Origin of the sequence: Croceitalea sp. P059 (assembly GCF_031846365.1) — a bacterium.
Classification (GTDB): Bacteria; Bacteroidota; Bacteroidia; order Flavobacteriales; family Flavobacteriaceae; genus Croceitalea; species Croceitalea vernalis.
This window is the reverse complement of the sequence record NZ_JAVRHW010000003.1, coordinates 1-25000: the sequence shown is the minus strand read 5'-3', so window position 1 is coordinate 25000 and position 25000 is coordinate 1. Positions and strand designations below refer to the sequence as shown.

Genomic DNA, 25000 nt, shown 5'->3' with positions numbered 1-25000 from the left:
ATCGTCTAGATTGAATCAGACTAGAGAGTTTCATCATAAAATTATTGGTTTTGACAAAGCACCTTCCGCCGTGAGAAAAGCACAAGAAAATGTCGAAAACGCCAACCTAGTTGAATATATTTCAATTGAAAGAAAAGATTTTTTTAGAACCCTAAAACCAGTCGAAAATGAACTTCATATTGTTTTTAATCCACCATATGGCGAACGTTTAAATATTGATGTAGATGAATTCTACAGTAAAATTGGAGATACCCTGAAGCAAGACTATGCAGGAACGAAAGCGTGGTTTATTACATCTAATTTGGGTGCGCTTAAACATGTTGGACTAAGACCTTCAAGAAAAATTAAAGTTTTTAATGGTAAGTTGGAATCGAGATTAGTGATGTATGAGCTTTATGAAGGCAGTAAGAAGGGAAAATATATTAATTGATGACTAGAATTGAGAATTATTCTAGTGACTCAGAATCTTTTTTCTTTTTCTTCTTGGCTTTTTTATATAACGGCAAAAAATACGACAAGGAATAATTAAATCCTATACCCCAGTTGCTCTCATCAGTAACTTTGTTAAAACCAGGAATCCACAAATTTCTAAAATTATCTGGATCATTATTACTAACTAACCTTGCAAGTCTTACGCTCATACCAACATATATATTAGAAAATAATTCGGCCTTTAACCCTAATACAAATTCAAGCCAAGACGCATTTAAATTATTAAATTCAATTGGGTCATTACTTCCTAACACAAAACCGTCAGGACTAAAAAAACGATTGCTATCAAAATATGAAAAATTGTTCAAGGTTTGACTAAAAGAACTGTACGCATATCTACCTCCAATGGTAATTTGATTATTCATTCCAAACCAATTCTGATAGGTGTTTTTGTCAACTCCTAATTTAATATAGCTTCCCGATGTGGTATAATCATATAAAATAGACTGTGCAACGTCTTCATTTTGTGTTTTCTCTTCATTTCCTAATTCTACGGCGAGGTATAAATCTTCAGTTAGTCGATAATCACCTACTATCTCAAAACCAGTATAACCATCAATCAAAAAAGAAAGTGTTGGCCTGCTTAAATCTATTCCAACTCTAAGACCATATTTTTGGTCATAGCCTAATGAATCTTTGACCTCATCTTCTGAGTTGTTACTTTCTTGTGCAAGCCCTAATGACCAACCAATAAAAATAAAAATTATACTAATGAAATATCTTAACATGAATGGTATTTGATTTTTCTAGATCAATATCTGATTCCAAAATCGTTATTCTCTTAATCCAATCACTACTAAAAACTTGTCTTGTAGTATCTAATTCATTAAAATTCCCAACAAAACCACAGGCTCTTGAAACATATTCTTCACCTACTTCATAATTAAAAGATAAGGTATCTATTATGCCGGTTTCTAATTCTGTAGCGTCATCGGTTGCAGAATTGCTTATAAACTCGAATTGGGTTGTTGTATTATCAAGTCGTAAGGGGATTAGGATAGAATCTGAAACACTCGAACGGTCAGAAAAAGTATCAGACGAATAAATACTATCATTGTCAATACCTCTAATTCTTAGTGATGAGACTGTTTTAAAAACAGTAGTATCCTCATCATCCGCATCATAAAACCCTATTACTAAAAACGGAGTATCGCCTTCTACACAAATATCATCCTTTTCGCATGAGCTGAAGTAAAGTATAACAGTTATAATAGATAGGGCTGATAATATTTTTTTCATTCTTCTTTTGCTATGCAAACCGTCGGGTTAAAAGTACAACATTTTCAACATGATGAGTTTGCGGGAACATGTCTACAGCTTGAGTTTTTGTAACCTCATATTCTTCATTTAATAAGGCCAAATCTCTTGCTTGTGTAGCGCTATTGCAACTTACATAAACTATTTTGTCTGGCATCACTTTTAACAATTGTTCAACAACTAATTTATGCATTCCATCTCTTGGTGGGTCTGTAATAATTAAATCAGGTTGTCCATGTTTGGTAACAAAATCATTGTCAAAAACAGTTTTCATATCACCTACAAAAAAATCTACATTTCTAATTTTATTATGAGCGGCATTTGTTTTTGCATCTTCAATGGCTTCTGGCACAGATTCAATACCAACAACTTTTTTTGCTTTTTTTGCAATAAATTGAGCAATTGTGCCCGTGCCGGTATATAAGTCATATACCAACTCTTTACCAGAAAGATTAGCAAAATCTCTTGTTATTTTATACAATTCATAGGCTTGTACAGAATTAGTTTGATAAAAGGATTTTGCGTTAATCTTAAACTTAAGACCTTCCATTTCTTCAAAAATATGATCTCTCCCTGAATGACATATTATTTCCTGATCGTAAAAACTATCATTCTGTTTTTGATTGATTAAATATTGTAAGGAAGTAATTTCAGGAAAAGTACTTTGAAGGTGATTTAATAATAATTCTCTTTTTTCAAAATCGTTATCATAAAATTGAATAACCACCATTATTTCTCCAATAGATGATGTCCTAATCATCATTGTACGAAGTAAACCTTCTTTTCTTCTAGGATTGAAAAATTGCATACCATTTACTTCAGCAAATGATTTAACTTCCAGTCTAATAGTATTAGATGGTTCTTCTTGTAAATGACATTTTTTAACATCTAAAATTTTATCCCACATTCCTGGAATATGAAAACCAAGCGCATTTTTATCCTTAATTTCTAAATCTGAATTGATTTCATCTAAAGTCAACCAACGGCAATCTGAAAAAGAAAATTCCATCTTATTGCGATAGAAGTACTGTTCTTTAGAACCTAAAATTGGTAAAGGTTTGGGTAATGTAATATGACCAATTCGGGTAAGATTATTCTCTACTTCTTGTTGTTTATAGAATAATTGATGCTCGTATGACATATGTTGCCATTTACACCCACCACAAACACCAAAATGCTCACATACAGGTTCCGTTCTTTTATCAGAAAGTTTATGAAAATTTGTAGCTATGCCTTCAAAATAAGCTTTACGTTTTTTTGTGGTTTGAATATCCACAATATCACCAGGTACAGTATTGGTTAAGAATATTACCCGACCATCAGGCGCTTTGGCAATAGTTTTCCCTTTTGCACCTGCATCAAGTACTTCAATTTGCTCAAATATTTGCCTTTTATTCTTTTTTCGCATGCGCAAAAGTAAGTAGTTTTTTAATGTTTTCTAATCCAAAATGAAGAAGGAATTCTTTAATTGATGGGAACCTTTTTGATATCATTTAGTCTATATTATAGAATATATGGCTCATCCGACTAAAATATTAGATTCATTACTTGTATTATCTTTTCAAAGAGGTGATAAGAAGGCCTTAACATTATTATTTAAACGCTGGAATAAGAAGATATGTGTTCAGGCCTTTAGATATACTAACGATTGGGATTTAGCTCAAGATGTTACACAGGATACTTGGCGAACTGTATTAGGTAAAATTCATATGTTAAGAGATGCGAACGAGTTTGGAAGTTGGGTAATGACCATAGCAAATAGAAAGGCTTTAGATTATTTAAAAAGTAATAAGAAATATATCAAGGTTTCATATCATCAAGAATTAGATGACAGTTGCAGCGATATTTATGAAACTGTCTCAAAAGAAGATAAAATTAATTCTGTATTAATCGCTTTAAAAGCCCTTCCGCTAGAACAACGAATAGTACTCCAATTATTTTACTTAGAAGAATATAGTATGAAAGATATCAGTAAAATAACTGGAGTCACTGTTAATACCATTAAGACTCGCCTTTTTAGGGCAAGGGAGAAATTGAAATTATTAATTAAAAAATAAGAGTATGAGTAAAGATTTAGAAAAAATAGATGAACTAATAAAGGAAGCGCTTGGTAAAGAAGAAGCCAAGTTTTATGATGAACTTGAAGAACAGAACCTCTTTGGCAAGATTGGAGAAACTTTCCGTGGTAAAACAGGATGGCTTGTAATTTTTATGAATGTAATGAACCTTATATTTCTTGTTCTTTTTGTTTATTGTTTGGTTCAATTTTTCAATGTTTCAGAAACCAATGAGCTTATTAAGTGGACGGCTGCCGGAATAATATGTTGGTCATTTATGGCTTTTATTAAGCTTTATGTTTGGATGCAAATGGATAAGAATGATATCCTACGAGAACTTAAACGTTTAGAACTACAGGTTTCAGTTTTAACAGGTAAACAAAAAGACCCCAACTAAAGCTGGGGTCTTCACAGTAACAACAAAACAAAATGTAAATATCAATTTGGGGAAATTGTTATACAAGATTAATTTTTGTTATTAAACTTGTTCAATATTTTTTCCATCTGTTTGCCAGCAGCCGGTCTGCCACCCAATCCAAAAGAAAGCGCAACAGTTATAGCAATAGTGCCAAGGGTTATACCAAATGCTAAATTGATAATATCGTCAGCCATGCCCATAGTCTTAAGACCCATGGCTAAAAAGATGGCTAGAATAGCTGTTCTTATTATTGAAGCTACAAAACCATTTTTTTCATTTTTAGAAAAGGCATTTTTTGCTAAAACTGAAACCCAATTACCTATCATGATAATAACAAGACCAAATAGAATTTTACCAGATAAATTGGTAATGGTATTTAAAACATCAGTAAGTTGTGCAAATTCTAATTTTTCTATAGCTGTTAATAGTCCAAAAATAATGATGAAGAAATAGACAATATTAGCAATCACATTTGCGATGTTGGTATTCCCAATCATATTATCAAGGTGCATTTTTGCCATTATACCATTTAAGTTCATTTTACTTAAAATATCTTTTATCATTTGAGATAAGAAACGCCCTCCTAAAACAAAAAGGATAAGAATAAATGCAGCTAAAAGCACTTTTGGTATTGCATCAAAAAATTGAGTTAGAATTGAAGTTGCTGGTACAGAAATAGCATCCATATTTAAAATATTCAATGCCGAAATCAGTAAAGGGATAAATATGAAAATAAAAACAACTTTCTTTAAAATGCCAACAATATCAAATCCTTCTGACATACCTAATTTGGGAACAAACTTTTGAATTGTATCACCGGACATGCCAACTAACTCTGAAACTACCGTTGCTAGCATATATCCAATATAGCCAACTAAACCAGCTCCAATAATATTTGGTATAAATGCTAAGAAGCCATCAAGTAAATTTTTAACTGGATCTAAAACACTTTGCATGCCTAGTTTTTCTAAAGCGAGCATAAAAACAAATATCATTACCAAAAAGTAGATTAGTTTTCCAATAAACTTTGAGAGCGTAATTTTATCGCTTTTCATTTTATCGTCAACCCCTGTTCGTTTTATTAATTTTGTAGTAAGTCTTTTTAAAATACCGGCTACAAACCAACCAATTACGAGAATTAGTATTGCTCCAATTGTTGCGGGTAAAAAATCGCCCACAGAGCCTGTAATGCTGCTCATCATGTTTTCTAAATATTCCATTTTTATAGTTTTTAAAAAAGATTAGTGTTTTATTGTGAACCCTTTTTTTTGATTAAGTCACAATTCTATTTTTTAAAAACAACTAGACCTTTGGGTCTTGAAATATTTTTTATTTTTGTAGCTCTACTAGGGATGATTTCTCTCCCACGCTGAATTTTCGACTCTTCGAAAGGATAAAGGTATCGCAGGAATGGTTATTTTATAAATTTTAAACACTATTTAAAATGGCTGTTTTAGAACAATTAACATCGCAACAAGCGATAGATTTAGAAAACAAGTACGGGGCACATAACTATCACCCTTTACCGGTAGTATTAAGTAAAGGTGAGGGCGTTTATGTATGGGATGTTGAAGGTAAAAAGTATTATGACTTTCTTTCAGCATATTCGGCAGTGAATCAAGGACACTGCCACCCAAAAATTATTTCTGCACTTCAAAATCAAGCAGAGAAGTTAACCTTAACATCTAGAGCATTTTATAATGATTTGTTAGGCGCCTTTGAAAAGTATGCTACAGAGTTTTTTGGCTTTGATAAACTTTTACCAATGAATACTGGTGCTGAAGCTGTGGAAACCGCTTTAAAGTTAGCTCGAAAATGGGGCTATGAGAAAAAAGGAATTCCTGCTAATCAAGCAAAGATTATTGTATGTCAAAATAATTTTCACGGTCGAACTATTTCAATTATTTCAGCCTCCAATGATCCGGTTGCAACTGAAAATTTTGGTCCTTTTACCCCTGGTATTATTTCAATTAATTATAATGATATCAGCGCTTTGAACGAGGCTTTAAAAGATGAAAATGTGGCTGCATTTTTAGTTGAGCCAATTCAAGGTGAAGCTGGTGTTTTTGTGCCAGAAGAAAATTATATTAAAGATGCCCTTGATTTATGTAAATCAAAGAATGTTCTTCTTATAGCTGATGAAGTTCAAACTGGTATTGCAAGAACTGGTCGTTTATTAGCGACTTGTGGTAATTGTTCTTGTTCTGATAAAAATTGTTCTGGTGTTCCAGATGTAAAGCCTGATATTCTGATTTTGGGTAAGGCTATTTCTGGCGGAGTTTTCCCAGTTTCAGCGGTACTGGCCAATGACGACATTATGGAAGTAATTAAACCAGGTAATCACGGCTCAACTTTTGGAGGAAATCCATTGGCTTGTGCTGTAGCAATGGCCGCACTAGAGGTAGTTAAAGAAGAGCAACTTGCAGAAAATGCATTTAAACTTGGTGAATTGTTTCGTTCTGAAATGAATAAACTTATTCAAGATAGTTCCTTGGTTAGCTTGGTTCGTGGTAAAGGGCTATTAAATGCCATTGTTATTAACGATACTGAAGAAAGCTCCACGGCATGGAACATATGTGTCGCTTTAAAAGAAAATGGTCTTTTAGCAAAGCCTACTCATGGCAATATCATCCGTTTTGCTCCACCATTGGTTATGACGGAGGAACAACTTCTAGAATGTATTTCAATTATCCGAAGGACTATTCTAGCATATGAAGCATAAAAAAATCCCCGAAAGGGGATTTTTCATTTTAAGAATTTTCTCTTTTATTTAGATGCTCCATTTTTATCATCTCTTTTTAATTGACGCTGAATTTTTCTGATTGCTGATTCAATTGATTTTTCGGGTTCTATAATATTATATTCTCCCCAAAAATCGGGGTCAGAAAAACCAATAGCTTCATCACTTAGGATTATTGATTTTTTTATTTTTTCTTTAGGCTTCAAGGTTGCACCTTCACTATTACTTTTCCAGTCGGTAACGGCCATTTCTGCAGTCATGCTATAAACTGAGTTGAACAGTTTATCATCCCAATCTACTTTAAATTCTAAAAGAACATTACTATAACCATAATACCATTTGCCATTTTTATTTCTATAATCTACTCGATATGCTATTTCCGTGGGCCAAACATCTACGTTTGCAGGTTTTTTTCTAACAAATAGTCTTGAAGCTAGTTCACGGTTTGTGATATTCAATTGATAAACAGCACTCTTGAGAGTTTTATTCTCTACATCTATGTATAGTTTTCCGTAGTATAATGGTTCTCTTATACTCGGAAGTTGTTTGAAATCAATAATATAAATTTGACGGTCATTTATAAATGTAGACCGGTCAAAGCTAAAAATATATTCATCTATAGTTTCATCGGCAAATATGTATTCAGGGTATTTAATAATATCTACATAAAGCGTATTAAATGGTCCACCTTGTAACTTTAATGCTACGGTATCTAATTTACTGTAATCAGTACTCTTTCTGGCCTTAAATAATTGAACAGCGTCTTTTTTACTAGATGTATAAGATGACTTATAAATATTAACAACCGCCTCAGATAGTGATACATTACGTCTTCGCTTTTTAATGGTTTCTCTATAAAAGGCGGTCATTAACGTTTGATTATCGAAATAATTTTCACCTTTTTTATTAAGTACCTCACGCACTAACGCCTCAGCATCTTTTGGGACATTTACGTTAACTTCTTCTAATTGGGTTACAGAAATTTCTAGTTCTATTTTATTGTTATCAGCATTGAGATCACCTAAAGAAATCTTTTTTGTCGTATGGCCTAGGAAAGAAAAAGAAACTATACCCTCTTTAATTGCAGAAGGAACTTTAAGCAAAAATTCACCTTCTGTATTTGAAATGGTTGAAATATTGGTTTCTTCTAAGGCTACTGTTGCAAAAACCAATTGTTTATTTGAATTCTTTTCAATTACTTTTCCTTTGTATTGCTTAAAACTATTTTGAGTTTCTTGAAATGCAAAAACATTGGAGCTAACGATAAGCGCTGTTAAAAAAATAAGTAAGGTTGACTTTGACACGAAATTTCTTTTCTTGGATAACATCATAAAACAAGTAATTCTTTTAAAATTATATGAAATACATGTATTTCTATGTTAAAAAACCAAGAAATCAGCCCTATTTTGACTAAAATTCATAAATCTCGATTGGCAAATCATCAGGGTCACTGAAGAAAGTAAATTTTTTATTTGTCAATTCATCAATTCGAATAGGTTCAGTTACAACTTTATTTGAATTTAAGTTTTGAATTACTCGTTCAATATTTTCAACTTTAAACGCCAAGTGTCGAAGACCACAGCCTTCAGGTCTTGAAGTTCTTTTTGGAGGATTTGGGAATGAGAATAGTTCGATAATGTATTCTTCATTTAGGGCCAAATCTAATTTGTACGAGTCTCGCTGTTCTCTATAAGTTTCATTGATTATTTTTAATCCAAGAATATTTGTATAAAATTGCTTTGAAAGCTCATAATTAGAACAGATTATGGCGATATGATGAATTCCTTTGAGCATCTTAATATTTGCTGTTTGTTAGTTCACCATAAATAACGCATTGGCAAAGAATAGTTTTCCATTTTCCCAAAACCCACGAAATAATGGATTGTCTACCAAATAAATAACTTGCCCTCTTCCATGTTCTTCTATCCCAAAAACTAATGTTTGCTTTATTTTTTTCTGTGCCTCACTACCAGCAAAACCTGAAACCGGTTTGGTATTATCTTCTAAATACACGGCGTTACCACTATTTAAATATTGGAATGCATCGTTACCCAATTTCAAGGAAAAGTATTCGGAATTATAACCATAAGCTAAGGGATTAGTAATATCTACTTTTGCTTTAAAAATTGCCCCTGTGATGGCATTCTTCATTCTTTCACGCTGAGTATTTTCATAGGGCATAGGAACCCCATCCTTTGCACCTTTTTCTAAGTCCTTTGTTTTAATGCCAAAACCATTATCACCATCAATTCCTTTAATGGAACCTCCAATAGCTATTAATTTTCCTCCACCTCGTACCCAAGATTTCAAATTTTTCAATTTTTCCTTGGTAAAATAACTTGAATACCTACCATCAGGTAAAATAAAAATATCATAATTAACCAAATCGACATTATCAATATAGGCTACATCTAGAATGGATATAGGATATTTTAGTTGCTGCTCAAAGTAGTGCCAAACTTCCCCAAAACGTAAAGTTGAAGTCGGACCACCAGAGAGGATGGCAACTTTAGGTTGCTTGATTTTTTGGATATAAGAAGAGCCAAAATCTTTTCCAGAATCTACAAAACCCGTACTTACAGTATTTAAAGACTTTCCATGTTCTTGTGCTATTTTCTTTAAAGTGTCGGTAAATGCCTTTATTTTTTTATTATCCGCTCTGGTAATAATAAGACTACCTCTTTTAAATTTTTTCCCCTCTAATGTGAATGGAGAATAAGTCGTTTTAACAGTAACATTATTTTGAAGTAAATCAGTTAAAAACCTAGCATCCTTCATACTATTCCAATCAGTAACATAGGCATAATCATTATTACTAAATGGTCCTGAAGTATCACCTTCAAAAAAAGAGTTATTTTCATTTACTTTTGCAGCAATAGAAACTTCGTTTTCTGATGCTAGAGCATTCAAGCCATATGCATATGGCAAGGACCAAGCCGTAATATCATAAGTTAAAGAATCACTTAATTTAGCATTAGGCTCAAATAATACCTTTACCATGGTTCCTTTAGTTTGATTTGTGGAAACCACTATTGAATTTTCATCTACCTTTAAAACTCCAGGTTTGCCAGTTTGATAATTAAATCCTTTTACCGTTCCCTTAGCAGCCATTCCAAAATGAATTTCATGTTTTTTAAGAAGTTTTCCCAAGGCCATTAAATTATCTGCGTTGCCATTAAGAACATAGCTCTTATATTTAAAACGCTTATTTTGGTAAAACTTCTTAAATTCAGAGTTAAGCTTTTCTATATTATTTGTTGCCACTTCAATGGTAGAAAGTCCAGTGGTATGATGATGATCAATTCTATCTTTAAGAGTTAATGTGTCGCCATTTCTTGTTATTACACCTAAGCCAGCTCTTCCGCTACCACCTTGCTCATAAGTCATGCCGATTGCTCCATTATACGTAGGATAAGTGTCGCCATAGCTGGGGTAAAACAAGTCAAAACGCTCCTTGGTGAAATAAAACCAACCATTAGCATCAAAATATTTAGCGTGGTTTTTTCCTATAGTTTTTTGAAAATCAACCTGAAAATCAGTAATGACTTCATGATAAGGTTGAGCTGCTGGAGCAAAATAATAAGGATCGTTCATGCCTTGTTCATGAAAATCGACATGTATGTGAGGTAACCACTTGTTATAAACTTTTAGTCTGTGTTGACTTTCAACCTGAGTTAACCAAGCCCAATCTCTATTTAAATCGAACATATAATGATTGCTACGACCACTCCACCAACCTTCATTGTGTTCTTTACTATTTGGATCAACTTGATTTGGTGTGTTTTTGTATTGATTGTACCAATTGCTATATCTATCTCGACCATCAGGGTTAATACATGGGTCTATTATAATTATTGTGTTTTCTAAATAATCACTTTTAATGGTTAATAATTCGTAAATGGTTTGCATTGATGCTTCGGTGCTTACACTTTCATTGCCATGAACGTTGTAGCTTAACCATACAATTGCTTTATCAGGGTTTCCTTCACCTTTTGTTGCTTTTAAATGTTCTTCACGAATCGCATCTAGATTTCGCATATTTTCAGCAGAGGAAATGAATGCTAATAAAAGAGGTCTTCTTTCATTTGTTTGACCATACTCGATGAGTTTAACTCGAGCCTTGTCCGTCTCAGCTAGATACTCATAATAATCTACAACTTCGTAATGTCTTGTGAACTGTGTTCCTAATTCGTACCCGTGAAATTCAGATGGGGATTGAATGTCTTGCGCTGTTAAAATAACAGAAATAAAAAATACAATTAAAAGTAAAAATCGAGTCATATGTAGTTTGGTTTCTTGGTAAACATAAAGCTAATGATAAATTTTGTGTTTATGTAATTAACGAATTTTTAGGAAGGGTAATCGCTAAGTAGCTTATCTTTAAGCACATTTTTGATTTTTGATGCAAGTAGACAGTATACCTTTTCGGAAAACCGGATATTTTTCAAAACTTATTTGTGATTATTTAGATGAAAAAGAGGAATTAAAGCCTTTTTTCAATCGTTATCCGGCCATTGATAATTTTGACAACCAGCTTAAAGAAAAAAGTAAAACCTACGATTTAAGAAGCCGAACAGTTTTGGTTAATTCTTTAAAAAACCAATATGATGACTTTCAAATTTCTGACCTAACAGAAAATAATTTGAATCTTTTGTCACAAGGGAACACTTTTACTGTTGTAACTGGGCATCAGCTAAATTTATTTACAGGTCCACTCTATTTTTTATTTAAGATTATTTCTACAATAAATCTTACGGAACGATTGAAAACCGAATATCCTAGTTATAATTTTGTTCCCGTATACTGGATGGCAACAGAGGATCATGATTTTGATGAGATTAATTATTTTAATTTTAATGGAAAGAAAGTACAATGGAACATTAACACCAAAGGAGCTGTTGGTAGATTGAATACGAAAGGATTAAAAGAGGTTTATGATGTTATTTCTGCCCAGTTTGGTGATTCCTCAAACGCCCAAGATTTAAAGAAAGTTTTTAAGCAGGCCTACTTAGAACAAATGAATTTGGCAGATGCTACTAGGTTTTTGGCCAATGAATTTTTTGGTGATCAAGGCTTAGTAATTGTTGATGGAGATGATAAGAATCTAAAGCGTCTTTTAATTCCTTTTGTTAAAAAAGATGTTTTTGAACAAATTCCTTACAACAAGGTAACAGCAACAAACAAGTTTTTATCAAATGTATCTGAGGATTATAAAATCCAAGTAAACCCAAGAGAAATCAATTATTTTTATCTAAAAGAAAACCTTCGTGAGCGAATTGTTGAAAACAATGGGAGTTATTTGATTAACGATACTGACATTAGGTTTACTAAAGAAGAACTCATAAATGAGCTCGAAACCTATCCTGAAAGGTTTTCACCAAATGTAATAGCTCGACCATTATATCAAGAAGTTATCTTGCCAAACCTATGCTATATCGGAGGTGGAGGAGAGTTGGCGTATTGGCTAGAACTCAAAGATTACTTTCAAGAACTTAACATAACCTTTCCAATGTTATTACTGCGAAATTCGGCATTGATAATTTCAGACAAACAAGCAACAAAAATTCAGAAACTCGAACTTGAAATTGAGAATCTATTTTTAAAGCAAACTACGCTTATTAATAAAAAGATTAGAGCAATATCAAATATTGATATAGATTTTTCACCCCAGAAAAAACTGTTGGAGGAGCAGTTCAAAAACATGTACGAACTGGCTGAACAAACCGACAAATCTTTTTTAGGTGCGGTTAAAGCTCAGGAATTGAAACAGAAAAATGGACTCGATGCTTTAGAAAAAAGACTTTTGAAAGCTCAAAAAAGAAAATTAAAAGATCAAGTTACTAGAATGACTGCAATTCAGAATGAGTTATTTCCTAATCATTCCTTGCAAGAACGCCAGCTTAATTTTTCAGAATTGTACTTAGAATATGGGCAATCACTGATTCCGTCATTAAAAGAAGCACTTAATCCATTAATTAACGAGTTTTTAATTTTAAGGGACTAAGAATTGACCATTCCAATTGCTTTCTTTTTTCTTAAATAAAATTCTCAAGTGCTGAGGTTGGTTCAATTTTAAGTATTCTATCTTTTGAGGTATTAAATGAACAACCCCAAAATAGTTTTGTTGGTTTAAGTATTCAATATTATCTGGTTGTTGAATAATGGAACCTGGGGCCAAGTTGGTGGTATAATCTTTTTGATTTCTGATTCTAACTTGCTGCCAAAGATTTTGAAGGCTTTCTTCATCTTGCTCTAACTGGGCTGTAGCCCTAAAAACCAATTGTAGTTTTTTCTCCACGTGGTAAAAGTGAGCACTGACTTGTTCATTGTTCTTAATTTGTTTCACTTTTTTAGAACGTAAATCGGTAAAAAAAGTCAATTTTAATTCTGAATTAATTTTTCTTAGTACGACGATACGTTGCTGTGGTAATTGATTCTTATCAAGTGTAGCTAAGGTCAGTGTTTTAAAGGGGTGACCAAATTCTGAACAACCTTTTTTAAGCTCTGATTCTATTTCTTGTAAAAAAGAATTGAACATGATTTATATTTTTTTCAAAATAAAAGAAAAATTAGGTAGGGTTTTTATTATGTGAGTTGTTTTAAGTACAAATTGTTATGAAAAGGTTTTTTGACCTTTTAAAATTATGAATTAGTTAATTCATGTGTTTAGGTTGGTTTTGATTTTACTTTTAAAGCCCCGGAGTGGTTCCCGGGGCTTTTATTTTTTTTAGCTTAAAACAACTCCTCAAAATGGTTCTTCACCGCAAATAGGGTGGCTTCTTTCATGCTATCGAATCTCAAATCAGCATAACCAACTCGTTCCTCAGGTCCTATTCCCACGGAATAAAAACCACCTGTATTAGCTGCATCCACACCTGCTTCTGCATCTTCATAAACAATGCATTCCTCTGGTTTAAGGCCTAGTTTATCCGCACCAAATAAGAAAATATCTGGAGCTGGCTTACTTTTCGAAACACTATTGCCATCACCAATAACATCAAAATATTTGGTGGCATCCAGTTGTTTTAGAACCTTAGTAGAGTTCTTACTAGCACTTCCTAAGGCAACTAAAAAACCTTCTTGTCTTAAATGTGTTAACAGTTCTCTTGCTCCAGGTAAGTAATCATCCTCAGTCATAGTGTCAAGACTAGCGACGTAAATATCATTTTTCATAGCCGCTAATTCTAGTAGTTTATGTTCATCTACAGTAGCATTATTATGTTCTCTTATAATGTTTATTGAGTCCATTCTAGACACACCACGTAATTTTTCGTTTACTTCTCTATTAAATAACCAGCTCATCTCATCCGCTAGTTTTTTCCAAGCCAAGAAATGAAGTTCTGCTGTATCGGTGATAACACCATCTAAATCAAAAATAAATCCTTTAATCATTTATTCAATTGGTTTAAGTAACTAAAAATCTAGCTAACAAATTTATTTATTAATCTGTAGAAATAGTTCAACAAGGTTAGTGCAAATCTTTTTATTTGAACGCATGAATTTAATTGTCTTTAAAACTTTTCGATAAGATGTTATAAATATTCATTCAAAGTTAGTTTTGCAACTGCATCAAATTGCTATTTTTGCCCATGCAAAACAAAGTTCTAATTCTAGACTTCGGCTCGCAATACACTCAACTCATTGCCAGAAGAGTTCGAGAGCTGAATATATACTCCGAAATAAAGCCCTTTAATAACCCTCCAAAAGATGTATCTGCTTATAAGGCGGTAATTCTATCTGGTTCACCTCATTCCGTTAGAACCGAAGATGCTCCGCACCCAGATTTATCCGAGATAAAAGGTAAGAAGCCATTATTAGGTATTTGTTATGGAGCACAATATTTAGCTCATTTCAATGGCGGTAGCGTTGAAAAATCTAATACTAGAGAATATGGTAGAGCTAATTTGTCGCATGTAGTTTCGGCAACTACTTTTTTAACTAATGTAAATACCAATAGCCAGGTATGGATGAGTCATGCGGATACGATTAAAAAACTCCCAGAGAATACTACTCTTTTAGCAAGTACACATGATGTAGAAAATGCTGCTTTTAAATTTAACGGAGAAGAAACATATGGTATTCAATTTCATCCAGAAGTATATCACTCTACTGACGGTAAAACGGTGCTCGAAAACTTTTTAGTTAAAATAGCAGGTTTAGAACAAGATTGGACTCCGGATGCTTTTGTTGATACCACAGTAGCAAGTTTAAAAGAACAGATTGGTGACGAAAGGGTGATTTTAGGCCTTTCAGGTGGAGTAGATTCTAGTGTAGCTGCCATGTTGTTGCATAAAGCAATTGGTAGTCAGCTTCATTGCATTTTTGTAAATAATGGTCTTCTGCGTAAGAATGAGTTTTCTAGCGTATTAGAACAATATAAGGGCATGGGGCTCAATGTTAAGGGTGTAGATGCTTCGGCACGTTTTTTGGATGCTCTAGCAGGAGAGTCTGACCCAGAAAAAAAGAGAAAAGCAATTGGTAGGGTTTTTATTGAGGTTTTTGATGATGAATCTCAATTAGTAGAAAACGCCACTTGGTTAGCGCAGGGTACAATATATCCTGATGTGATTGAATCTGTTTCAGCAACTGGAGGACCATCAGCAACTATAAAAAGTCATCATAATGTGGGTGGATTGCCAGATTATATGAAGTTAAAAATAGTTGAGCCTTTAAAAATGTTGTTTAAAGATGAGGTAAGAAGAGTAGGTAAAAGTATGGGTATGGATGGTTCCATTTTAGGAAGACACCCTTTCCCCGGGCCTGGGCTTGCAATTCGAATATTAGGTGACATAACCGCAGAAAAAGTGTCTATATTACAAGAGGTAGATGCTATTTTTATTGATGGTTTGAAAAAAAGCGGCCTATATGACAAGGTTTGGCAGGCCGGAGCGATGCTTTTACCCGTAAATAGTGTAGGGGTCATGGGTGATGAACGAACTTATGAGAAATGCGTTGCCTTAAGAGCTGTTGAAAGTACAGACGGGATGACAGCAGATTGGGTAAATTTACCCTATGAGTTTTTACAAAAGATATCTAATGATATTATTAATAAAGTAAAGGGAGTTAACAGAGTAGTATACGATATTAGTTCTAAACCCCCTGCAACAATAGAATGGGAATAATGAAAAATTACACTAAGAAAACCTATTTAGGGTTACTACTTTTTTTGTTTTCTTTTTTGACTTTTGGTCAAACAAAGTATGCAACCCATAAGGTTAAAGAAGGCGAAACTTTATATAGTATTGCCAAACAATATCGAGTTACTCCTTATGCTATTTTACAGCAAAATACGGAAATCAAGAATTCAAATGAGATATCGCCGAATACAATTTTAGTAATTCCAATAGGTGGTATTATTACCCAAGAAGAGAAACCAAAGCAGGAAAAGACTACGCTAGAAGAGCAAATTGAACCCATAGGTTTTCAGCGTCATAAAGTCAAGAAAAAAGAAACTTTGTTCGGCCTAACCCAAAAATATGAGGTTAGTGAAGAACAGATTAAGCGCTATAATTCTGCCTTATATTCTCAGCAATTAAAAAAGGGGATGGTTTTAAAAATTCCAAAATATCCTGAGATAATCGAAGAAGAAGAAAAAGATATTGAGTTTGAAACTTACACTGTAATGCCAAAAGAAACTCGATGGAGTATTGCCAACAAATATGGCATAACCATTGACAGCCTTTTGATTTTTAATCCTGATTTACCTAAAAATACAAGTTACCTTGCTGTCGGTCAAGAGCTTACACTCCCTAGGCCTAAAGGAGACAGCCTTGAAGAACAACAAGTAGTTCTTTTTGAATCTTATATAGTACCTAAGGCAATGGGTATTTTTAGAATAAGTCAAAATTATGGTATTCCAGTAGATTCAGTAATTAAGCTAAATCCTGAAATTAATGAAATAGGTGGTTTAAAAGAAGGGATGACCCTTCGTTTGCCTAAACGCAAACCGCAGAATGAAATCGTTAATACGGAGAATTATATTTTTTATCAGGTAAAACCCAAGCAAAATATTTTTAGGTTAACACAAAACTTAAAAATCGCAAGAGATTCCCTATTTGCTTTAAACCCTGAACTTGAAAATGGTCTTAAAGCTGGAATGGTATTAAAACTTCCTAAAAACAAAAGGGAAGTTCTAGAGGTTAAGAATTCTTTAGTCCTAGATAAAATAAATCTAGTAGATAGCGTCAATGTTGATTTAAAGCCTAAAGTGGTCTTTTTGTTACCATTTAGATTAAATCGAATAGATTTTAACAATACGGAAAGAACAGAGGCCCAAATAAGGAGTAAGCGTAATGGGATTCGATATGCAGCAGGTCTTTACACTGGCGCTTTAGTTGCTTTAGATTCTATTAAAAAATTGGGTTTATCAGTTGATGTTGTTGTTCATGATACGGAACGTAGTTTGGAAACACTTAAAATGAAACTTTCACAAACTTCGTTGATTGATGTCGACGCTATAATTGGACCTATAGATCCAAGTTTATTAGGTGAGGTTGCTGCGCAAGCATCTCATCATGATATACCAGTCATTGCGCCTTTTGCGTCTAATAGCGCAATAAGTTTAAATAACGTATTCTTTACTATGCCAAATGACCAAACGATGAGGCAAGGTGTTTTGAATTATATAGAGAAGAAAAGAACTACCGAAAGTTTAATTGTGATTGCTGATGAAAATCATCAAGTTGCCAAAGATTCTATTTTGAGCAGGTTTCCAATGGCAAGAGTTGCCAAAATGAGTGAAGATGGATCTTTACATTTAGTTGATTTTCAAACAATGCTCTCAGAGCAAGAAGAAAATTGGGTTTTTGTAGAAACCAATAAACCAAATTTAGTCACAAGTGTAAGCTCTATATTAAATGCTTCTATTGGGCCTGTTGAAGAAGGTGGTGATATTAAGGTGAGAATGTTTACGACAGATTATAACAGTGCTTTTGAAGGTGAATCTGTTTCAAGACCTCATTTGTCTAATTTACAATTTTTGTTCCCTTCATCATATAGAGAAGAAGTCAATGATAATTTTACAAAAGACTACAGACGTAAATTTGGACATGCTCCGGACCGTTTCGCTATTCGCGGTTTTGATTTAACTTTTGATTTATTGTTAAAATTGGCTTACAAAAAAAATCTATTTGAAACGGAAGGGCTTATTGGAAGAACAGAATATAGTGGTTATGGATTTGATTATAAAAATAATTGGACCTCTGGTTATTTTAATCAGGCTGCATATTTGCTACAATATGATGAATTAAGAATAAAACAAATTGATACTGAATGACTTCAAAGGTGACTTATACTGGTGAGTTAAGAACAACATGTGTTCATTTACGCTCCGGCAACGAAATTATTACTGATGCTCCCATAGATAATCATGGTTTAGGTCAGGCTTTTTCACCAACAGATACTGTTGCAACTGGACTGGCAAGCTGTATGATTACGGTGATGGGTATAAAGGCTAATGACTTAGATGTTGATTTAACAGGCTCGACAGCAGCCGTAATAAAGCATATGGCTTCAAACCCAAGAAGGATTTCTAAGATTGAGGTTCATTTAGAATTACCATCAAACGTAAGTGAGAAAAACAGAATAATCCTGGAACGTACCGGGCACAACTGTCCTATTCATTTTAGTTTGCACCCAGATATAGAAAAAGTAATTACTTTCAATTGGACAAAAAGTTAATTTTTATAAGTATTCTATTTTGTATAGGTATCCATTGTAACTCACAAGAGATTGAAGAATCTATGCTTTGGAGTTCAGATTCTCGTTTGTCATGGAATGATTTTAAAGGAACTATTCCGCCAGATGCGGTTCCAGCGGCAACAACAGCAAGTGGTATTAGTTATAAATACTCCGCCAATTTATTGCATCATGAGGTGGAACTAGACTATTCGGTGAACGCCTATTTTTATCCAAATGAGTCTTGGTATAAACCCGATGTTTGTGATGATTTAGTTTTAAGTCATGAACAATTGCATTTTGATATTTCTGAACTTTACGCACGAAAAATGCGTTTGATATTGAGTCGAACTTCTTTCACAGAGAACGTAAAAGTAGAAGTGAGAAAAATTTACAAGGAAATATTAAAAGAGCTTTCTGATTTTCAAGATAAATACGATTGGGAGACTGACTTCTCTAGAAATACCAAAGCACAATTAGAGTGGAATGCCAGAATTTCAGAAGCCTTATCTAAGATTGAAGAATAAGACAGGATTAATCTTCTTTTAAATTTTTAAAAATTTCACGTTTTTTCTCAAACCAATCTTGCATCGCTTGGGGTGATTCCATTAGAGCTCTCATTTTATTCATGGCGGTAAGATGGACCTCATCTTTTTTTTGAAACATTTCCATGCCATGTTTTTTGCTTAGTTCAGCAATTTCTTCGAAAGTTTCACCTGTAAATTTTAGATTGCATGCACCACCTAGTTCCAGACAAGTCATCGTTTTCATAATTTGTTCAATTTATGTTAAACATCACACCTTAGAAAAGCATCTTTTAGCGCTTCTATTTTATCATCCCAAGTTGCGATAAATTCTTGTGCCACATAACCTTCGTATCCTGTATCAATTATAGCTTTCATTATTGCAGGGTAATACAATTCTTGAGTTTCGTCAATTTCATTTCGACCGGGTACCCCAGCAGTATGATAATGACCGAAGTATTGGTGATATTTTTTTATAGTTCTGATAATGTCACCTTCTTGAATTTGCATGTGGTAAATATCAAAGAGCAATTTAAAATTGTCGCTGCCCAAACGTCGGCATAGTTCAACACCCCATAAGCTGCTATCACACATGTAATCAGGGTGGTTAACTTGGTTGAAAAGTTCCATTTGAATAACTACGTTATGTTTTTCAGCCAAAGGCATTATTTCGGAAAGACCAGCAACACAATTTTCAAGGCCAACATAATCATTCATACCATTTCTGTTACCGCTAAAACAAATAAGGTTAGTATAACCCGCTTCGGCTACCTTAGGAATCATTTCCGTATAATTCTTAATTAAAACCTCATGATTTTTAGGGTCGTTCCACCCTTCTACAAGGCTTATTTCAGCACCCCAACACATTGATGCATGTATTCCATACTTTTTCATCAGTGGCCAATCTTCTGGGCCAGTAAGATCCAATGCTTTTATTCCTAATTTGTTTAAGGTTGCTAGAAAATTATCCCAGGGGATATCGTCAAAACACCATCTGCAAACGCTATGATTGATATTATTCTTTAATTCAAAATCTTTATTGTTTCCATCAATATTGGCCGTTACTTTTGAAGCTGCTAAACCTGCTGTTCCTATTGCAGCAGTGGCAATAAAATTTCTTCGTTGCATAATTATATTTTAACTTCAAGAAAGATAATACTTTAGAAAACTAAATGGAAATCAAACCTGATAAACGAAAGTTGATAGAGATGGCTCATTATAGAATGCCTTTTGGTAAACATAAAGATTGGTACTTGGTTGATTTGCCCATTGCTTATTTAGTTTGGTTTAAACAAAAAGGTTTTCCTAATGGGAAGTTAGGTGAGTATTTAGAAACTACTTTAGACATAAAATCTAATGGATTAGAGCCCATAATTAGAAAACTTCGAAAAGAATTTCCAAAATAAGAGCTCAATTTTCTTGTGATAATTAGTACCTTTACGCCCCGTAACAACAGATACAATCATGTCACAAACTAAGTACATTTTTGTTACGGGCGGCGTAACATCTTCATTAGGTAAAGGTATTATTGCCGCATCTTTGGCTAAATTACTACAGGCTAGGGGTTATAAAACCACAATTCAAAAATTAGATCCATATATTAATGTAGACCCTGGTACATTAAATCCTTATGAACATGGTGAATGTTATGTTACTGATGATGGTGCTGAAACAGATTTAGATTTAGGACATTATGAGCGCTTTTTAAATTCAAATACCTCACAAGCTAATAATGTTACCACTGGAAGAATTTATCAAAGTGTGATTGAGAAAGAACGTAGGGGTGAATTTTTAGGTAAAACTGTTCAAGTGGTTCCTCATATCACTAACGAAATCAAAGAACGTATTCAGCTCTTAGGTAAAAGCGGTGAATATGATATCGTAATAACTGAAATTGGCGGGACGGTAGGTGATATAGAATCGTTGCCATATATTGAAGCAGTGCGCCAATTACTATGGGAATTAGGGGATAATAACGGCATTGTTATTCACTTGACCTTGGTTCCTTATTTAGCAGCTGCCGGTGAGTTAAAAACCAAACCAACTCAACATTCTGTTAAAACCTTAATGGAAAGCGGTATCAAAGCAGATATATTAGTTTGTAGAACTGAGCATGAGATTTCAGAAGAGAAAAAGGAAAAATTAGCACTCTTTTGTAACGTTAAAAAAGAAGCAGTTGTTCAATCTATTGATGCATCTACAATTTATGATGTTCCGCTTTTAATGCAAGAAGAAGGTTTGGATACGGTTACTTTAAAGAAATTAGAATTACCGGATGTTACGGAGCCTGATTTAACCAATTGGAAACAATTTTTACAAAAACATAAGAACCCAAAAAGCGAAGTAACCATCGGGCTAATAGGAAAATATGTAGAATTGCAAGATTCCTATAAATCCATATTAGAATCCTTTATTCACGCAGGTGCTGCTAATGAAGTCGCTATTAAAGTAGAATCAATTCATTCTGAATATCTATCTACAAAAGAAGATGTTGCCCAAAAAATGGACAGGTTAGATGGAGTATTGGTGGCTCCTGGTTTTGGTGAACGAGGTATCGAGGGTAAAATTTTAGCTGTACAATATGCTCGTGAAAATAATATTCCATTTTTAGGTATTTGTTTAGGTATGCAAATGGCTGTTATTGAATATTCACGAAATGTTCTAAATCTAGAAAAAGCTAATTCTACTGAGATGGATGAAAATACTCCAGACCCAGTTATTAACCTTATGGAAGAACAAAAAAATATCACTAATAAAGGTGGTACAATGCGATTGGGAGCGTGGGCTTGTGAATTAAAATCAGGAAGTTTAGCTCAAAGTATATATGGAGGAGCTACAGAAATATCTGAAAGGCACCGCCATCGATTTGAGTATAACAATGCGTACAAAGAAGTTTTGGAGAAAGCTGGTCTTGTTTCATCAGGAATAAACCAAAAGACTAATCTAGTTGAAATTGTAGAGTTACCGTCGCATCCTTGGTTCGTTGGCGTACAATATCATCCTGAATATAAAAGCACTGTAGCAAATCCACATCCATTATTTGTTGGCTTTGTTAAGGCGGTTTTAGAGCAAAAACTTCAACAAACTAATGCCAGTTTGGCATAAACTGCACATTTGGATATATATTTGCGAGCTAGTAACGCAGTTATAGATTACTAAATAATTTTCATGGAAGAAAAGAAACTGGATGTCAAATCCATCATAGGCTTTGTACTAATTTTTGGAATTTTATTGGGTTGGATGTATTTAAAACAACCAACCCCAGAAGAATTAGAAGCTCAAAAAGCGGAACAAAAACAGGTTGAAGTAGACGATGAGGCTCAAGAGGTTAAAGAAGAAATGGTTATTGAGACCCCAGTTTTAGATGTTCAAGATTCAACTGCAGTTGCCAATTATAAAAGTACAGTTGGTGCATTTGGTTTTACAAATACTGTAGATGGTACTACAATGCTTGAAAATGAATTAGTTTCTCTAGAAGTGGCTAATAAAGGAGGGCAAATTGTTACTGCCAAAATGCAAAAATTTGTTACCTATGATTCAATTCCAGTTTACCTAGTAAAAGACGGTAATGCAGATTTTGGAATTAATTTTACGACTAGCGATAATCGAGTGTTGTCCTCAAGAGATTTATACTTTGAACCAACATTGTCTAAAAGTGGAGAAAATCAAGTCTTGTCGTTGAAGGCTAAGGTATCTGCTAACCAATATTTAGAATTTCGTTATGAGATGAAACCTAACGACTATTTGGTAGATTTTACCATGCGTTCTCAAGGTTTAAACGGAGTTTTAAATTCTTCTAAACCTATAGATTTGGAATGGAAGTTAAAAGGTATTCGTCATAATAAAAGTGTACAATACGAAAACCGATATACAAGATTGACTTACAATCATGACGGTGAAAAAATCAGTAAACTTTCAGAGAGTAGTGAGTTAGACGAAGAAACAGAAGAAGATATTAAATGGTTGTCTTATCGTCAACACTTTTTTAGCTCTATTTTGGCAACTGATGAACATTTTAAATCTGCTGATTTAACATCTAAAAATTTAGTTGAAGAAGAAAGTAAAGAAGAAAAGTTTACCAAAGAATATACCTCTAAAACAACTTTGGATATTCAAGGTGGTGAAATATCTGAGAATATGCATTGGTATTATGGTCCCACAGATATTCAGGTTTTAGATGATTATAAAGATTTAGGCCTGGTCGAATCGATTCCATTTGGTTGGGGAATTTTTGGCTGGATTAACAGATTTGTCTTTACACCTTTTTATACGTTTTTAAGTTCTTTTTTACCATTTGGTATTGCTATTGTGGTGATGACCATTATTGTTCGTTTGGCTTTATCTCCAGTGACATATAAATCTTACTTATCGCAAGCAAAGATGAAAGTCTTAAAACCAGAGATAACGGAAATCAATGAAAGGTTAAAGGACAATGCGATGAAAAAGCAACAAGAGACCATGAAGCTTTATAATAAAGCAGGGGTGAGCCCTATGAGTGGTTGTATACCCGCGTTATTGCAGCTACCTATTTTTTATTCGTTGTTTATGTTTTTCCCAACCTCTTTTGCCTTAAGACAGAAATCATTTTTATGGGCAGAAGATTTGAGTTCTTATGACACTATTTTTAATCTCCCTTTTAGTATTCCATTTTATGGAGACCATGTAAGTCTATTTCCAATCTTGGCATCTATTGCAATTTTCTTTTATATGATGATGACAACTGGTCAAAGTATGCAAATGCAACAGCAACCAGGTATGCCTAATATGAAATTCATCATGTATTTATCACCGGTAATGATGTTGGTGTTCTTTAACAACTATGCGAGTGGTTTGAGTTTGTATTATTTCATATCTAACCTCATTACTATTTTTATCATGTTGGCTATTAAAAATTATATTTTGAATGAGGATAAAATCCATGCTCAAATTCAAGAGAATAAGAAAAAGCCTAAAAAAGAGAATAAGTTTCAAAAGAAGATGCGTGAGATGATGGAACAAGCTGAAGCACAAAAAAAGTCAGGAAAAAGATAATTATTAGTAAACCATAAACTGATAAAATTCCTCTTTTGAGGAATTTTTTTTATTTAAAAAAGTCAATTAAAGATGAGTTGCAGGTAAAATGCTACACTTTATCGATATATTATTGAATATTTAACAATTATTTTTAAAAAAGAAAGAAGTTTGTCAGAATCTTACTAAGCTCTTAGAAGCTTTGAGAAGCCCCTTACTTATAATCTGAACGCCACATGTTCTTGGTAATAACGAATAATCCGTTTTTACTATGATTAAAATTACTTTTAAATCTTTGAATTTTTATTTTGTACAATTTTCTCTTTTTTTAGTAACTATTTTTTCATCTGCAAATTCAATTACCCCCAATAATTACGGGATTTATGAAAATTTAAATGATGAAATCCTGACCATGGATTTCACAGGTATTACTTGTGAGGTCAATCTTTTATTTAATGTTTCAACTGTTGGATTAAATAATGGGTCTGCAGAAGTAATGGTAACTGGGGGAGACGCTCCTTTTACCTACATGTGGGATAATGGAGAAACTACAAAGACAGCTATAGCTTTAGCTGTTGGTGTTAGAACTGTAGTGGTTAAGGATTGTCAGGGGAACTCAACAGAATGTAGTGTTACAATTGAGTGTAAGCCTTCGGAGGAAATATGTGATGGCTTTGATAACGACGGTGATGGAGAAATTGATGAAGGTTTTGATGCTGATCATGACGGCGTTTCAGATTGCGAAGATATCTGTGAAGGCGGTGACGATAAGATTGACACTGATGGTGATGGTATTCCAGATGCGTGCGACGATTGTTCAAGAGAT

The 25000-nt window shown here is 33.5% G+C and carries 23 protein-coding genes and 1 pseudogene (1 of these 24 cut by a window edge); 13 read left to right on the top strand and 11 right to left on the bottom strand.

The genetic code is table 11. From position 1 onward, the window contains the following. Positions 1-430, top strand: partial view of a THUMP domain-containing protein gene (locus tag RM542_RS10255; protein WP_311385666.1) — the final stretch only. 728 nt of this gene lie to the left of the window's left edge; the window shows 430 of its 1158 coding nt (coding positions 729-1158); its start codon lies off the left edge, out of view; its stop codon occupies positions 428-430. 16 nt (positions 431-446) lie between these two features. On the opposite strand, the gene RM542_RS10250 is transcribed toward RM542_RS10255, so the two are convergent. The 3 genes from RM542_RS10250 to rlmD are packed head-to-tail and all read right to left on the bottom strand — an operon-like array spanning position 447 to position 3157. Further along, positions 447-1220, bottom strand: a complete 774-nt coding sequence (locus RM542_RS10250) for a DUF6048 family protein (protein WP_311385665.1) — start codon at positions 1218-1220, stop codon at positions 447-449. After that, positions 1201-1731 (bottom strand): DUF6452 family protein, encoded by a 531-nt coding sequence (locus RM542_RS10245; protein ID WP_311385664.1) that lies wholly within the window; start codon positions 1729-1731, stop codon positions 1201-1203. The genes RM542_RS10250 and RM542_RS10245 overlap by 20 nt, the downstream gene beginning before the upstream one ends. A 10-nt stretch (positions 1732-1741) precedes the next feature. Beyond that, entirely contained in the window at positions 1742-3157 is a 1416-nt protein-coding gene (rlmD, locus tag RM542_RS10240) for a 23S rRNA (uracil(1939)-C(5))-methyltransferase RlmD (RefSeq protein ID WP_311385663.1), read from the bottom strand. A 106-nt stretch (positions 3158-3263) separates the two neighbouring features. Here rlmD and RM542_RS10235 point away from each other — a divergent pair, with 106 nt between their 5' ends. Then, complete coding sequence (locus RM542_RS10235) at positions 3264-3806, top strand: sigma-70 family RNA polymerase sigma factor (RefSeq protein WP_311385662.1); 543 nt, start codon at positions 3264-3266, stop codon at positions 3804-3806. Positions 3807-3810: 4 nt separating this feature from the next. After that, the gene (locus RM542_RS10230) at positions 3811-4203 is read left to right on the top strand and encodes a DUF6768 family protein (protein ID WP_311385661.1); all 393 of its coding nucleotides are present in this window, start codon (positions 3811-3813) and stop codon (positions 4201-4203) included. 68 nt (positions 4204-4271) lie between these two features. Here RM542_RS10230 and RM542_RS10225 read toward each other — a convergent pair whose 3' ends face one another. Then, the gene (locus RM542_RS10225) at positions 4272-5444 is read right to left on the bottom strand and encodes a mechanosensitive ion channel (RefSeq protein ID WP_311385660.1); all 1173 of its coding nucleotides are present in this window, start codon (positions 5442-5444) and stop codon (positions 4272-4274) included. Positions 5445-5668: 224 nt separating this feature from the next. Here RM542_RS10225 and rocD point away from each other — a divergent pair, with 224 nt between their 5' ends. Continuing rightward, positions 5669-6946: an ornithine--oxo-acid transaminase gene (gene rocD / locus RM542_RS10220; RefSeq protein WP_311385659.1), complete on the top strand. Its 1278-nt coding sequence runs from the start codon at positions 5669-5671 to the stop codon at positions 6944-6946. 44 nt (positions 6947-6990) lie between these two features. Here rocD and RM542_RS10215 read toward each other — a convergent pair whose 3' ends face one another. The 3 genes from RM542_RS10215 to RM542_RS10205 all read right to left on the bottom strand — a co-directional run bounded on the left by RM542_RS10215 (position 6991) and on the right by RM542_RS10205 (position 11245). After that, the gene (locus RM542_RS10215; RefSeq protein WP_409220519.1) at positions 6991-8295 is read right to left on the bottom strand and encodes a carboxypeptidase-like regulatory domain-containing protein; all 1305 of its coding nucleotides are present in this window, start codon (positions 8293-8295) and stop codon (positions 6991-6993) included. A 79-nt stretch (positions 8296-8374) separates the two neighbouring features. Continuing rightward, on the bottom strand, positions 8375-8758 hold the full coding sequence (locus tag RM542_RS10210) for a VOC family protein (RefSeq protein WP_311385657.1): 384 nt from the start codon (positions 8756-8758) through the stop codon (positions 8375-8377). An 18-nt stretch (positions 8759-8776) separates the two neighbouring features. Next, positions 8777-11245: a M14 family metallopeptidase gene (locus RM542_RS10205; protein ID WP_311385656.1), complete on the bottom strand. Its 2469-nt coding sequence runs from the start codon at positions 11243-11245 to the stop codon at positions 8777-8779. A 121-nt stretch (positions 11246-11366) separates the two neighbouring features. Here RM542_RS10205 and bshC point away from each other — a divergent pair, with 121 nt between their 5' ends. Further along, positions 11367-12968, top strand: coding sequence for a bacillithiol biosynthesis cysteine-adding enzyme BshC (gene bshC / locus RM542_RS10200; protein WP_311385655.1), 1602 nt, complete (start codon positions 11367-11369; stop codon positions 12966-12968). Here the strand turns inward: bshC and RM542_RS10195 are convergent. Continuing rightward, on the bottom strand, positions 12957-13502 hold the full coding sequence (locus tag RM542_RS10195; protein WP_311385654.1) for a pyridoxamine 5'-phosphate oxidase family protein: 546 nt from the start codon (positions 13500-13502) through the stop codon (positions 12957-12959). The genes bshC and RM542_RS10195 overlap by 12 nt on opposite strands. Before the next feature lie 194 nt (positions 13503-13696). Further along, positions 13697-14356, bottom strand: a complete 660-nt coding sequence (gene pgmB / locus RM542_RS10190; protein ID WP_311385653.1) for a beta-phosphoglucomutase — start codon at positions 14354-14356, stop codon at positions 13697-13699. Positions 14357-14553: 197 nt separating this feature from the next. On the opposite strand from pgmB, the gene guaA reads away from it, so the two are divergent. From guaA to RM542_RS10170, 4 genes are read left to right on the top strand one after another with little or no spacing between them, the layout of a single operon-like run. After that, complete coding sequence (gene guaA, locus RM542_RS10185) at positions 14554-16086, top strand: glutamine-hydrolyzing GMP synthase (RefSeq protein WP_311385652.1); 1533 nt, start codon at positions 14554-14556, stop codon at positions 16084-16086. Further along, a complete protein-coding gene (locus RM542_RS10180; protein WP_311385651.1) occupies positions 16086-18239 on the top strand; it encodes a LysM peptidoglycan-binding domain-containing protein in 2154 nt (717 codons plus the stop codon). Before guaA ends, RM542_RS10180 begins: the two co-directional genes overlap by 1 nt. Further along, a complete protein-coding gene (locus RM542_RS10175) occupies positions 18236-18643 on the top strand; it encodes an OsmC family protein (RefSeq protein ID WP_311385650.1) in 408 nt (135 codons plus the stop codon). The genes RM542_RS10180 and RM542_RS10175 overlap by 4 nt, the downstream gene beginning before the upstream one ends. Next, the gene (locus tag RM542_RS10170; protein ID WP_311385649.1) at positions 18628-19167 is read left to right on the top strand and encodes a DUF922 domain-containing protein; all 540 of its coding nucleotides are present in this window, start codon (positions 18628-18630) and stop codon (positions 19165-19167) included. The genes RM542_RS10175 and RM542_RS10170 overlap by 16 nt, the downstream gene beginning before the upstream one ends. A gap of 7 nt (positions 19168-19174) precedes the next feature. Here RM542_RS10170 and RM542_RS10165 read toward each other — a convergent pair whose 3' ends face one another. Together RM542_RS10165 and RM542_RS10160 are read right to left on the bottom strand one after the other, a co-directional pair. After that, the gene (locus RM542_RS10165; RefSeq protein ID WP_311385648.1) at positions 19175-19411 is read right to left on the bottom strand and encodes a DUF1059 domain-containing protein; all 237 of its coding nucleotides are present in this window, start codon (positions 19409-19411) and stop codon (positions 19175-19177) included. Between the two features lie 17 nt (positions 19412-19428). Next, positions 19429-20292, bottom strand: coding sequence for a TIM barrel protein (locus RM542_RS10160; protein ID WP_311385647.1), 864 nt, complete (start codon positions 20290-20292; stop codon positions 19429-19431). Between the two features lie 44 nt (positions 20293-20336). Between RM542_RS10160 and RM542_RS10155 the strand changes: the two genes are divergently transcribed. The 4 genes and pseudogenes from RM542_RS10155 to RM542_RS10140 all read left to right on the top strand — a co-directional run. After that, positions 20337-20570 (top strand): DUF3820 family protein, encoded by a 234-nt coding sequence (locus RM542_RS10155; RefSeq protein ID WP_311385646.1) that lies wholly within the window; start codon positions 20337-20339, stop codon positions 20568-20570. 58 nt (positions 20571-20628) lie between these two features. After that, positions 20629-22269, top strand: coding sequence for a CTP synthase (locus tag RM542_RS10150; RefSeq protein WP_311385645.1), 1641 nt, complete (start codon positions 20629-20631; stop codon positions 22267-22269). 63 nt (positions 22270-22332) lie between these two features. Continuing rightward, complete coding sequence (yidC, locus tag RM542_RS10145) at positions 22333-24195, top strand: membrane protein insertase YidC (protein ID WP_311385644.1); 1863 nt, start codon at positions 22333-22335, stop codon at positions 24193-24195. 250 nt (positions 24196-24445) lie between these two features. Then, positions 24446-25000 (top strand): annotated as a pseudogene (locus RM542_RS10140) (SprB repeat-containing protein); the annotation flags it as partial.

Excerpts from the sequence above, each read along its gene's own strand:
- RM542_RS10195 (WP_311385654.1), bottom strand. The coding sequence starts at position 13,502 with ATGTTCAATTCTTTTTTACAAGAAATAGAATCAGAGCTTAAAAAAGGT.
- pgmB (WP_311385653.1), bottom strand. The coding sequence starts at position 14,356 with ATGATTAAAGGATTTATTTTTGATTTAGATGGTGTTATCACCGATACA.
- RM542_RS10205 (WP_311385656.1), bottom strand. The coding sequence starts at position 11,245 with ATGACTCGATTTTTACTTTTAATTGTATTTTTTATTTCTGTTATTTTA.
- rocD (WP_311385659.1), top strand. The coding sequence starts at position 5,669 with ATGGCTGTTTTAGAACAATTAACATCGCAACAAGCGATAGATTTAGAA.
- RM542_RS10165 (WP_311385648.1), bottom strand. The coding sequence starts at position 19,411 with ATGAAAACGATGACTTGTCTGGAACTAGGTGGTGCATGCAATCTAAAA.
- RM542_RS10180 (WP_311385651.1), top strand. The coding sequence starts at position 16,086 with ATGAAAAATTACACTAAGAAAACCTATTTAGGGTTACTACTTTTTTTG.
- yidC (WP_311385644.1), top strand. The coding sequence starts at position 22,333 with ATGGAAGAAAAGAAACTGGATGTCAAATCCATCATAGGCTTTGTACTA.
- RM542_RS10160 (WP_311385647.1), bottom strand. The coding sequence starts at position 20,292 with ATGCAACGAAGAAATTTTATTGCCACTGCTGCAATAGGAACAGCAGGT.
- RM542_RS10225 (WP_311385660.1), bottom strand. The coding sequence starts at position 5,444 with ATGGAATATTTAGAAAACATGATGAGCAGCATTACAGGCTCTGTGGGC.
- RM542_RS10155 (WP_311385646.1), top strand. The coding sequence starts at position 20,337 with ATGGAAATCAAACCTGATAAACGAAAGTTGATAGAGATGGCTCATTAT.
- RM542_RS10215 (WP_409220519.1), bottom strand. The coding sequence starts at position 8,295 with ATGATGTTATCCAAGAAAAGAAATTTCGTGTCAAAGTCAACCTTACTT.
- guaA (WP_311385652.1), top strand. The coding sequence starts at position 14,554 with ATGCAAAACAAAGTTCTAATTCTAGACTTCGGCTCGCAATACACTCAA.
- bshC (WP_311385655.1), top strand. The coding sequence starts at position 11,367 with ATGCAAGTAGACAGTATACCTTTTCGGAAAACCGGATATTTTTCAAAA.
- RM542_RS10250 (WP_311385665.1), bottom strand. The coding sequence starts at position 1,220 with ATGTTAAGATATTTCATTAGTATAATTTTTATTTTTATTGGTTGGTCA.
- rlmD (WP_311385663.1), bottom strand. The coding sequence starts at position 3,157 with ATGCGAAAAAAGAATAAAAGGCAAATATTTGAGCAAATTGAAGTACTT.
- RM542_RS10175 (WP_311385650.1), top strand. The coding sequence starts at position 18,236 with ATGACTTCAAAGGTGACTTATACTGGTGAGTTAAGAACAACATGTGTT.
- RM542_RS10230 (WP_311385661.1), top strand. The coding sequence starts at position 3,811 with ATGAGTAAAGATTTAGAAAAAATAGATGAACTAATAAAGGAAGCGCTT.
- RM542_RS10210 (WP_311385657.1), bottom strand. The coding sequence starts at position 8,758 with ATGCTCAAAGGAATTCATCATATCGCCATAATCTGTTCTAATTATGAG.
- RM542_RS10235 (WP_311385662.1), top strand. The coding sequence starts at position 3,264 with ATGGCTCATCCGACTAAAATATTAGATTCATTACTTGTATTATCTTTT.
- RM542_RS10150 (WP_311385645.1), top strand. The coding sequence starts at position 20,629 with ATGTCACAAACTAAGTACATTTTTGTTACGGGCGGCGTAACATCTTCA.
- RM542_RS10245 (WP_311385664.1), bottom strand. The coding sequence starts at position 1,731 with ATGAAAAAAATATTATCAGCCCTATCTATTATAACTGTTATACTTTAC.